Genomic DNA, 11582 nt, shown 5'->3' with positions numbered 1-11582 from the left:
GTCCCGGGCGATGATCCACTGGGCGATGGCTAACAAAATGTCCCGCGAGCTCACGGGAGAATCCACGCCAACGTGGCGAATCGAAACGGACATGACCGTCAGAACAGCGTGAACATTGATCAGATGCCCTCTTAGACGACAGGGACAGCGGTGACGGTCACTCTCGAATCGGTGTTACGACGTGCCCTGCGGGACCGGCCCGGGGAACTGCTCGCCGCCTCCCGTCCGGACCTCTCTCCCGAGCCGAGTGATGAGGAGGTGCCCCACGTCATGGCCGCACTCGCGGCGATCATCGCAGGCGAGCCGCGGCGCGCGTCATCCATCTTGGAAAGTGCCGATCCGGGCACGCGCGCGAGCCCGGAGGGGGCGGCCCTAGGCCACACAGCGGTCATGCTCGACCTCAACTGGTGGCCCGGCGACACCGGCGCCCAACTGGCCACTGCGATGCCCGAGCTCCAGGAGCCGACGGCCCCGGAGACCGGAAACATCCGGGCGGACCTGCTGCTGACGATCATCAGCAAGGTACAACCGGAGCTGCTGAGTCTGCGCTCGATCATTCGGTCGATGATGCGCATCCGGCCGGAGCAGAGCTCGGAGATCCTCCAACACCTGACTGGCTCCTTGCAGGGTGCGCTTCGGATTGCGGCTGAGCAGGACGTGGTAGTGGCGGCGACTCTGGCCGCGGAACTTGCCGATCTTCACCGCCTCGCGGGCTCCTGGAGCGAGGCCGAGCGCAGCTTGGCGTGGGCTCAAGAGGTCTTTGCCGAGCTGGATGATCTCGCCGGGACGGCGCGGTGCTGGCTTCTTGAGGCAGAGTGGAGGACCGCACCTGTGACGTTCACCGAGACTCTGGCCTTCGACCTCGCCGACCTCGACACGGAGCGCACGGTTCCCACGGCCGAGTCGGCAGCCGAAGCCCGCCGACTGTACAGGGAGGCACGGCAGTTGTTCCGGCGTGCCAACGCTGATCGTGGTATCGCCGCGACATATCTCGGGGAGGGATGCCTGGCCTTTCTGTCCGGCAGCGCGGAGCGGGCCGAGCGCCTCACACAGCTGGCAGGGCTGTTTTCCCAACGGGCGGGCGACACGGCCGCAATGCACTTGGCCAACGTCCACGCTGCGATGGCATCGATCTCCGCCGGCCGCCTGAGCGCCGCGACTGCGGCTGTCGCCGAGTCCATCGAGCACTGGGCCTGCGGCCCGGGCAGTGCCAGCTTCGGCAGCGGTTTGGCCCGCCTCGTCCACGCCTGCGGTCACGCCTGGTGGCGGGCGGACGACACGGAACGGGCCCGCTGTGCCCTGACGCTGGCCGTGGACCTGTCGACAAGGCTCTCGAATGCGTTTGCTCTCCGTACCGTGCTGAGCGATGTAGGCGAGTTGTACGGAGGCATGAACAGCACTGGACCCGCGATCGCCAGCTACCAGACTGCGCTCGCGGAGCGCCTCCCTCAGGTCACCGGAAGCTCCGCGGACGAGGCGATGGAGCCCCTGGCCTGGTTGGAGGTCTCGTACCTGGCGGCCGCCCTGTTCAATGTGCAACTCAGCGAGGGCGACCCGGACGGGCTGGAGCGGGCGCTGGACGTCGTGCGGCTGCTGACCGACCGCGCACCGGCTGGTCTCACCGTCCGCGCCACCGACGAGGACCTGGTGCAACGTCTGGGACCTCGACAGCGAGCACTCACCGTGCTCGGTGAGCACCAGTTCGTCCCAGTACCGGGCACCGCCCAGGACCCAGGTTTCGAGCCGGAGGCGCTGGCGCTGACGCTGGACGCGCTGACGGACTTCCTGACCATGGGTGACGTGCTGGTACCGCTGTTCCGGGCTCGGCAGCACCAACACGACGGCGAGGACGCCGAAGCGGACCGTCTGATGGACGTCGCCCTGAAGCGTGCCCGGGCCCAGGGAGCCGCCGGCCGGTCGCTGCTTGTGCTAGTCCTGCAGGCCGCCGAACGGTATGACGAGGCGCGGGCCGTGGTCAGGGAGCTCTTGGCGGACACCCCGGACGCCGACCCCGCGCACCAGCTGAACCTGTGGACGCAGGCACGGAGCTACGAGGACGCCGCGCCCGTCGTCGCGTCACTGCGTACGACGAGGCCGGCCGCGGGATGGCGGGACCTCACCGACTGGGGAAGGGTTCTGGCCGCCGTCGACGACATCGACGGTGCTGCGGATGTCCTGGAGCGAGCGCGGGCGGCCTTCGAGGAGCGGGTGGCCCGCTTCCCCCGTGACGCGTTCCGTGTCTCGATCACGGACGATGCGCAGGCCCGGGAGCTCTACACGCTGGGTGCCGACGTCGCCCGGCAGGCAGGGCGGACCGAGGACGCCTTCATGCTGACCGACCGGCTGCGGTCACTTGCCTTGGACGCTCTCCTGGAAGACCTCATCGCCCGCAGCCAGCACACGCCCGAGCAGTCGGCGGCCTTGCGGCGCTGGAGCGGTGCCGGCGCGGCCTGGACCGGGGCATACGATCTGCTGGCCGCAGCGGGCCACGAAGGAGTGCCGGGCCGCGTAATGCCGGCACGCCGGCGGCTCGATCGGGCCCAGTCCGCCCTGGAATCGGCCGAACGCGACCTCGAACAGCTGGTTCCCGGCCACCTGGTGCGGCAGCGGCGCCCGAGAGCGCCACTGCGGCTGGAAGACTTGCAACCGCTGTTGCCCGATGACACCGTGCTCGTCGAGTACCTGGTCGGCTGGGATCGGAGCCTCATCTGGGCGGTGACACGGCGCCATGCACTGGTGCGCGAAGTGCGTGCCGAGATCCCCGACATCAGCGGGGTGGTCCGGCGCTTCCACAGCGGGTGCGCACGGCTTCGTCCCACTGCCGGCACCCAGGACGCCGACCGGCTGAGCGAGCTACTGCTCGACCCGGTATCCGCCATTCTGAGGGACCACGAGCGGATCATTGTCGTCCCGTCCGGGCCGCTGCACCTGGTGCCCTTCCACTGCCTTCCCTTCGGGCCTGACCTGCTCGGCAGCCGCCATGTCGTCTCGGTGCTCCCCGCGGCGTCCGTGCTCCGGCATGTCACCGGTCACTCCCGGCCGGACCTCGCACGCGGAGCGCTCGTGGTCGGCGCCCCGTCCTACGCCCCGGGCCGCGGTCTGAGGCACCTCCCTGGGACACGGGTCGAGGCGACGCGGGTGGCTGCTCGGTACGGGACCTCGGCCTTGCTCGACAATGACCCGACGGAGGAGCGGGTGAGCCGCGCAGTTGCCGGTGCCGGAGTGATCCACCTGGCCACGCACGGCCAGGTTTCCGCCGAGGCGCCGACCCTATCGTCCGTGGCCCTCGCCGGTGCCGACGAGCTGACCGTTGCCCACCTCATGGGCCTTGAGGTTGACGCAGATCTCGTCGTCCTGAGCGCGTGCGATACCGGTCGCGGCGACACAACCCTTGGGGGAGACCTTGTGGGGCTGGTCCGCGGCCTGCTGGCTGCCGGAGCACGGAACGCCGTGGTCTCGCTGTGGCCGGTAGACGATACGTCCACGTGCGTGTTCATGGACCGTTTCGCGGCGCGTATCGCCGCTCACGACACTGTGGCGGAGGCGCTGGCGCTGGCCCAACGCGATCTGCGCGCCATGGACGGGGCCGCACGCAGTGCCGCCTTCGCAGACCTGGGCGTGCCGACGGCCACCACCGCAGCATGCGGCAGGCGGCGCACAACCCGCGACGTCCCGCCCAACCCTGCTTTGGAGAATGCCGATGATGACCACCCGTACTGGTGGGCTCCCTTTATCCATGTCGGCATCTGAGTCTCACCAGGAACGCACTCCCGGTCGGCGAGGAGAGCATCCAGTGCCCCGCCGACGCCCCCGCAACGTTCATCGAGGGCATTCAGCCGGGCAGGTCGGTCGGTCCGCGACTCGCGGTCAGACGGAAGACTTCGATAGCCGCACGCAGGGCAACGGAGATGCGACGGCACGTGGATCGCCGGGGGCGCGCGGGTGTGTACGTCGCGCGCTCATCGTGCGCCCCGAAGCAACGGTTCCAGGGGCCGAGCGGGCTACGGACCGGTTCGCCGCCCTCCGCTGGCGGCCTTGTCCGTGGTAGGACGTTCCTCCAGGCAGCAATCCGGTACTCGGGGGTCCCGTCATGAGGCGTGCACTGCTGATCGGAAGTGAGACGGGTGGGCTGAGCGGCGTGCACGCCGACGTCGAGGTGATGGGCGAGGCGCTGGCCGGGCTCGGCTTCACCGTGATGCCCGCCACCGGCAAGGACGCCACCGCTCAGGGAATCGCCGCGGGTTACCGAGAGCTGGTCGAGGACAGCGGTCCGGACGACGCGGTGGTCGTCTACTACTCCGGGCATGGCGGCCGCCAGCGCAACCCCCTCGCGGCACAGGACCCGACGCTGCCGACCTGGCTGCAGTACATCGTGCCGACCGACTTCGACAACCGCTCCGACAACCGAAGCCGTTGCATCCTTGCCGAGGAGCTGACACGCCTTCAACTGGAGCTCACCGACCGAACACGCAACGTCACCGCGATCCTGGACTGCTGTCACGCCGCGCGCATGTCCCGTTCCGGCTCGGCCGTTCCCAAAGCCCTGGAGCACCTCCACCTTCCCGAAGAGGACCTGGTTCGGCGCTGGCGCGAAGCGCGCGCCGGTCGGCCCCTGGGTGGCGATGCCAACCCGCACGCGGTGCGCCTGGTGGCCTGTGCCCCGCATCAGAGCGCCTACGAACTCCACGACGCACGGCTCGGCCGCAGCCATGGAGTGCTCACCGCGGCGTTGGTGCGGCTGCTCACCGGATCAGACCCCGGTGCGCTCACCTGGCTGGACGTTCTTGAGTCAGTGCGCGGCGCCGTTCCGGCAGCCGCTGCCCCGCAGCGGCCGGACGTGGAAGGGCCTGCGGACCGGCTGCTCTTCTCCTTGGGGACACGTGGCGGTCAGGGCGTCCTGCCGGTCCGCATCAAGGATTCAGTGGCAGTCCTGCCCGACGCCGCGGTCTTCGACGTCGCCGTGGGCGACCGATACGAACTTGTGGCTCCGGGGGACGAAACACCGCTGGCGGGTGCAGTCGTCGCGCGGATCAGCAGGGGCGACGCCGTGCTGGCTCTGGAGGGAGTGCCCGACGCCGCAGGTCTGCCGCCAGGCGTCTCCGCCTGGCCGGTCGGTGCAGTGCTCGGCCAACGACCAGTAGTCGTGCTGCCCGCCAGCCACCCGGGCCGTGACCGGATCGCCCGGGAACTCGCGTCCTCCGCACAGGTCCGGATCGTCGAGGAGACCGACGACGCGCTGGCGACCGTAAGTCTGGAGGATGAGGGCGATCATGACCAGGCGGTTCACGTGGCAGACGGCATGGGGCAGCCGCTGTCCGGGGAGGCCATGCCACTGGATGAGGCGGTCGAGGCCGTGCGGACACTGGCGCTCGGGTCATACGTCCGCCGACTGCCGTCCGGCACGGGCAGGTCTGCGTTGCCACCCGACGTTGAGGTGCAATACCTGCGCCTGCTGTCCGGAGGTGGTGAGGAAGAGCTCACCCACGGTGCTCACCTGTTCGTCGACGACCGGCTGTTGGTGCGGATCACCAACCGAAGCGGTGAGCGCCGCTTCGTCTGCCTGTTCGACGTCGGTCTGGCCGGTGCCCTGACCTGGCTAACCTCTTCGGAGCAGGGCGGCGTGACGCTCGAACCGGGCGAGCAGTACGAGTTGGACTACGGGTGGGACGGCGGGATTCCGCTGCAGTGGCCGGAGAAACTGCCTGCCGGACAGGCCCGGGAAGAGAGTTTCGTGGCCATCGTCACCGACCGGCCGGTGGACCGGCTCGGCCTGCTCGGGCGGGCTGGCAGAACGCGTGGCATTCCTCCAGCTTCCAACAGCCTGGAGTGGCTGGTCGACCGCCTCGACACCGGTCGCCGGGACGTTCCCGCGCCCCCTCGACGGGACGGGGGTGTGCGGTGGGAGGTCAGGCCCTGCGACTTCCTGCTTCATCCGGCGCGCAGGGCCAGCGCGGACGAGCCGACGTTCGAGATCGACGAGCGCCCGGACGAGTCCTTCCGGCTGGTCACCCCCCGCGGCCCGGACATGCCTGGCAGAGTGGCGGTGCGGCTGAAGGAACTCACCGTGCACAGCAACCGCGCCTTTCTGCGCTCTCAGGTCCGTATCGACGCCCTGGTCGTTACTGCCGCGTCGGACGAGGCGGGCGGCCCCTACCGAGCCGCTACCCTGCGCTTCGACCGGATCAAGGACGGTGACCGGCTGCCCTTCGACGACGTGCTGGTGTACGAGGGACCGGTGAACCGGTTCCTTGACATCGCGGTGTGGGTGGCGAGGGATGACTCTCCCGATGTGGATCTCGCCGAGGGAATGGCGGCTGAGACGGGGAGCGAGGAGGTGTCCACTGCGCTGACCGCGTTGGCGGCCGCCGAGCCCACCGCCGCCGTCGTCGCCGGTTCCGCTGCGGCCGTGGCGATCCTCATCCGCATGGCGGCCCGCATGATCGACCAATCGCGCGGTACGAGCATCGGGGTGTACCGCACGACCCTTCTCCCCCATCAGAGGTTCGGAGTGGGCGACGGGGTGGGGCGGCATCCGGCCCAGGGCCTGCTCAGGGCACAGGACATGTCGCTGGTGTTCGAGGTGGTGGACCTGAGCCGCGGCTGATCAGCCACCGTCCTCGCCGCCCGTCGCACCGATATAACAGACGAAAGCGCCCCAGTTAAGTACGGGGTCACCTGCAGCGTGCCGTTCGCGCTGCGCGGTGCGCAGGGCATCGGCCGGTACCTGGCCTTGGTCCAGCAGCCGGTAGAAGCTGATCATGAGGTCGCGCGTCGGCCCGTCAGGCACCTTCCACAGGCTGGCGACAACTGCCCGTGCGCCGGCCCGCAGGAATGCCGCTCGCAGGCTCACGTGACCGTCGGGAGCGGTGATTTCGCCGACCCCCGTGTCGCAGGCGGACAGCACCACCAGCTCCGTCGCGGCCAGGTCGAGACCGGTGACGTCGGCCACCGTGAGCAGTCCTGTCTCGGCCGCCGGTCCCGGGTCGCCGTGTTCCAGCCATGTGTTGGCGCCAGCCAGCGCGAGGCCGCTGCGCAGATCGGGCTCGCGGCGCAGGTTGTCGTACCGGCCTGCCAAGCTGCTGTCGCTTCCGCGTAGCCGTCGGTTCATGAACTTGGGGTCGCTCGGCGGAGCGCCTGCGAGCGTGTAGCCATGCGTGGCGAGGTGCAGCACGCGGGGTGAGCGGAATTCACGCAGCCTGGCCTTGGTCGCGTCGCGGCCCGTGAGCACCAACGCTTCCGGCCGTAGCTCGGCGATGCCACGGGCTTCCTCGGCCGTGCCCTCCAACGGCTGGAACAGGGAGTCTGGGTTGGCGGACCCCACGCGGCCCAGCTCGTAGTCGGGGGCAGCCAGCACGACGTCGGGCCCCGCCTCGGCGTCCGCCCGGTCCGGTCCGGCGAGCTCGTCGAGGGTTGTCACGTAGTCGACGTCGAACGACGAGAGGAACGGCGCGGGGCCGACGGGGAGCACGCCGAGCGGCACGTGCAGCAACGGCCCGTCCAGCGCCACCTTCAGCCGCCGACACCCCGCCAGGTACGGCAGTAGCGGCTCGATCAGCAGCCGCGCCAGTACGTGGGTGGCGTCCCCGTCGTCAGTGCCGATGGGGCGAGGCGCCACGTCCCGGAACACCGCTGCCCGTCCCGGCCCCTCCAGCGCTGCCCGCGCGCGCCACACAGCCTCGTCCACGACGGCCGTCCGCCCCAGCGGCACGGCAGCTGTCTGCCCCTCGGCGGGTCCCACCACGAGCGCCACATACGCGTCGGCCACTCGGACGATGTTGATGAACCGGTCGTCACTGCCGAGAAAACGGCGCGCGATGTCGAGAACCTCGCCAGCCAATGGCTCCGCCCGCCGACCGGAGCCAACCTCTTGGCGCAGCCCCGCCTCCAGCTCCGTGCGACGGGCACGCAGCCACCGCAGTTCTTCCCCATGATAGAACCATCCCTCCCCGGCCGCTCCGGTTCGGTTGTCGGTGTCCGCTGTCTGATACCGCGCCTGATGGCGGGTCGCAATCCGGGCCAGTACGGTGCTCAGTTCACGCTCGGCAGGATGGGGAGTCGGGCGGAGCCGCCACGGGCGCGACAGCAGGTCAGGCAGCCGCATACGCCATGCAGACACCGCCACCATGTCATCGCCTCCGGACCCCGTGCTGAGCAGGCTCAGCAGATGTCGGTCGGCATAGGTAGCGAAGACACGGATGACCTCCTCGCGTCGACGGTCGTCGAGTGCGGCGGCCGTGCCGGTCTGCAACCATGCGCCGGCCGAGCGCAGAGCCTCCCGGGACGCCTGCAGTGCACGGCTCCCGTCCGTGGTCAAGGAGATCGAGAACCATGTCGCCGCGACGTCCAGGGCAGCGTCCCCGGACAAGGCACGTTGCACCTCCAGCGCCTTCTCATACCAGGACGCGGCACTGGCACGGTCCCCCCTCCGCGATGCGACCCGGGCCGCCCCCAGCATCCGTACAGCGAGATCGGTGCTTGGCTCCTGGGTCAGAGCCTTCATGATTTCCACGGCCCGGCGGTAGGCCAGATCTGCGTTCTCCAAGTCTCCCGTGGCCTCGGCCAGCTCCGCCCGTCCGGACCAGGCGGCAGCCGTCGACGGGTGCGGCGGCAGCGTCGCGAAGACGTCGAGACAGGTCTGATACTGCCGTGCCGCCTCCTTGCTCAGCAACAAACTGGCCTGGGCCTGGACCTGGGCCAGGAGGCACGCGGCTACGCCGACATCCGCGTCCAACGGCTTGCGCAGGTTCCACAGGAGGGTGAGCCGCTCCTGCAATGGTGCGATCGCAGCGAGCAGATCACGGGGCCGCAGGCAATCCGCGTACAACCCCAGCGTGATAGCGACGACTTCGCTACGCGGTCCGAACGCGCTGCGCTGGAGTGCCAACGCCTCCTCGAAGAGAAACACGAACCGGTACGCGACCCGGCCACCGACCTCCGCCATCTCTCCGGTGCGAGATGTGGCAACTGCCTGCCGCACCAGCGCCCGAGCCAGTTCGGAATCATCGGGCGAGAGATTTTCCCGGCACCACCGAACGACATCAGCCGCAGCCTGCGCCGCATCGCCGCCGCCCGTCGCCAAGGCGGCATCGGCCCGCTCCCTTAGCCGCGCGTACTCCTCGTCCGCAACCACCCTCGTTTGTTGACCGGTCCGCAAGATCCTGAAACGTCCCAAATTGCTCCACCGCTCTCTGGCAGCATCACAACGCCACCGCTTGCCCGGTCCGCGGACGTCGGCCGCCACCGGGCACACCGGGCTACCGTCCCCGCCTCCGCACCAGACCGAGGCCGTCGAGCTTCTGGCCGTGTCTCGCACCCACGCTCGCCAAAGCCGTCAAGGCGTCGACGAAGGTGTTTCTGATTCGGTGTGGTGGCCACCTGACAGCACGACGACAACTTCGGCCGCGGCGGGATCTTCGTCGCCGGATCGATCATCTGGGGCTCGCCGACGGCTTCCGGCCCGACCGCTTCGATATCACCTGTAGGATCCGCGACTCGATGCGCAATGTTGGCGATGGATGCGCAGTGAATGCGCAAATCCAGGGTTCTGTGCAGTGGCTCCTGACCGTAACGGCCGCTTGCCGATCCGAAGATCGCGGAGACCCTGGCACCGATGTTATTCGCCCCTGGTCTCGCGATCACCCAGACGGCAGATCTACCGCGCATGGGAGCGGATCCCGCGCCTACGATCATGCTATGGACAGCGAGGCGCAGCACTCATCCCACACGATCGCAGCCCTCTTGGCCGGCGGTCGGCGAGCTGGGCCGCGGCTCGGCCCATGACTGCTCCAAACCCACCGTCGTGGCAGCATTGTGGGCACGGCGCCAACCCGGAAGATCCCGTCGGCTGCCGCGGCATCCGTGTTCGCCGCCACAGGGTCTGCCTCGCTCATCTGCCTCTCGACGACCGCCGCGCCTACCTACGCAACCTGGCGCCGGGAAGAAACATCGACTACCGAGGCACGCCCTTCACCGATGAACTCCTGACCGACCTGCTCCGCGCCCTTCGCGACCGCGCCACCCGCCAGCCCTGCTTCGGCACCGCCAAGTTCGACGAGGCGACGTTCACCGACACCGCCAGGTTCGAGGGGACGACGTTCACCGGCAACGCCTCGTTCGAAAGCACGGTATTCAATCGCGGCGCCTCGTTCGGGTCGGCGACATTTGCCGACGGCGCCTATTTCCATCGCACCGTATTCACTGGCGGCGCCCATTTCAGCTCGGCGACGTTCAGCGGCAGTTCCCGGCAGGAGGGGACCACTGTGGTGACCACCGGCGCCGCCTGGTTCGGTGCAACAATATTCACCGGCAGCGCCTGGTTCGAGGGGACGACGTTCAACGGCTCCACCGTGTTCGGCGCGACGTTTGCTGGCGAAGCCCGGTTCAACGGAGCAACGTTCACTGGCGATGCCCAGTTCAACGGGGCGAGGTTTGAGGCGGCGCCGGAACTTGGCCCCTTGGCATGCGAGGGGGAAATCGATCTCTCGGGAGCCGTGTTCGGCCATCCGGTGACCATCGAGATGTCGGGATTCCGGCTTGTGTGTCGGCGGACTCGCTGGTCCTCCGTCGCCGCATTGCGGCTCCGCTGCGCGACAGTCGACCTGAGCTATGCGGTGCCCGAGTTCCCGCTGAGCGTCACCGCATTGCCCGAACCCCTCCGGCACGGGGGTTCGCCGCTGGAGAAAGGCGCGCTCCGCAACTGCCCGCCCAGCGTGCGGCTGGAGTCCGTGCGCGGGGTGGACGCTGCCCACCTGGTCCTGACCGACATCGACCTGTCCACGTGCCTGTTCTCCGGGAGCGTCCATCTCGACCAGCTGACGATGGCAGGCGAATGCCCCCTTGCGGAAGCGCCCGGAGGCATGCAGCGATGTGGCTGGCTGCCGGTGCTGTGGACAGCGCGCCGCACCCTCGCCGAGGAACAGCACTGGCGTCACTCCCGCGGCTACACCGGCTGGGATCCCGCACCACCGAGTACGAACGCACTGAGGGCGGCTGAATGGCCCATGCCTGGTCCGGCCACGCTGGCGCCGGTGTATCGGCAGCTACGCAAGGCGCTGGAGGACAGCAAGAACGAACCGGACGCGGCGGACTTCTACTACGGCGAGATGGAGATGCGCCGCAACGACCCCGCTCGCCCGCTCAGCGAACACGTCCTGCTGACGGCGTACTGGGCCGTATCCGGGTATGGTCTGCGCGCCTCCAGAGCACTGGCCTGGCTACTGCTCACCATGGCCGGCACCATCCTCGCGCTCATGCTGTGGGGCATCCCCCAGGACCGCCCGAAGCCCACCACGACCGGCCGGATCACCGGACCGGACATCTCGCTGACCACCAACACCCCAGCCCCCCTCAACCCCACCGGACCGCTTGGGGAGCGGTTCGCAACCGACCGCTTCGAGAAGAGCCTGCGCACCGTCATCAACTCGGTGGTGTTCCGGTCTTCCGGCCAACACCTCACCACCGTCGGCACCTACACCGAGATGGCCTCCCGCTTCGTCGAGCCGGTCTTGCTCGCTCTCGCAATCCTCGCCGTCCGCGGCCGCGTCAAGCGGTAGCCCTGAAGACCATGCGCGGGCTCAGGCGCA

At 69.1% G+C, this 11582-nt stretch carries 4 protein-coding genes; 3 read left to right on the top strand and 1 reads right to left on the bottom strand.

Going from position 1 to position 11582, the window contains the following annotated elements; all coding sequences use genetic code 11:
• Positions 1–270: 270 nt before the first annotated feature.
• Both KUM38_RS33030 and KUM38_RS33025 read left to right on the top strand, forming a co-directional pair.
• Positions 271–3750: a CHAT domain-containing protein gene (locus KUM38_RS33030; RefSeq protein ID WP_217134982.1), complete on the top strand. Its 3480-nt coding sequence runs from the start codon at positions 271–273 to the stop codon at positions 3748–3750.
• Between the two features lie 340 nt (positions 3751–4090).
• Positions 4091–6604 carry a caspase family protein gene (locus KUM38_RS33025; protein ID WP_217134980.1) on the top strand — a complete coding sequence of 838 codons (2514 nt, stop codon included), beginning with the start codon at positions 4091–4093 and terminating at the stop codon, positions 6602–6604.
• Here KUM38_RS33025 and KUM38_RS43395 read toward each other — a convergent pair whose 3' ends face one another.
• Positions 6605–9130: a CHAT domain-containing tetratricopeptide repeat protein gene (locus KUM38_RS43395; RefSeq protein ID WP_217134979.1), complete on the bottom strand. Its 2526-nt coding sequence runs from the start codon at positions 9128–9130 to the stop codon at positions 6605–6607. It abuts the gene before it with no gap.
• A gap of 646 nt (positions 9131–9776) precedes the next feature.
• Between KUM38_RS43395 and KUM38_RS33015 the strand changes: the two genes are divergently transcribed.
• Positions 9777–11552: a pentapeptide repeat-containing protein gene (locus tag KUM38_RS33015; RefSeq protein WP_217134977.1), complete on the top strand. Its 1776-nt coding sequence runs from the start codon at positions 9777–9779 to the stop codon at positions 11550–11552.
• The last annotated feature ends 30 nt before the right edge of the window (positions 11553–11582 follow it).

The sequence above is a fragment of the Streptomyces sp. AC558_RSS880 genome, from assembly GCF_019049255.1.
Lineage (GTDB): Bacteria > Actinomycetota > Actinomycetes > Streptomycetales > Streptomycetaceae > Streptomyces.
The sequence above is the reverse complement of the archived record's forward strand: the minus strand, read 5'-3'. Positions and strand labels throughout refer to the sequence as shown.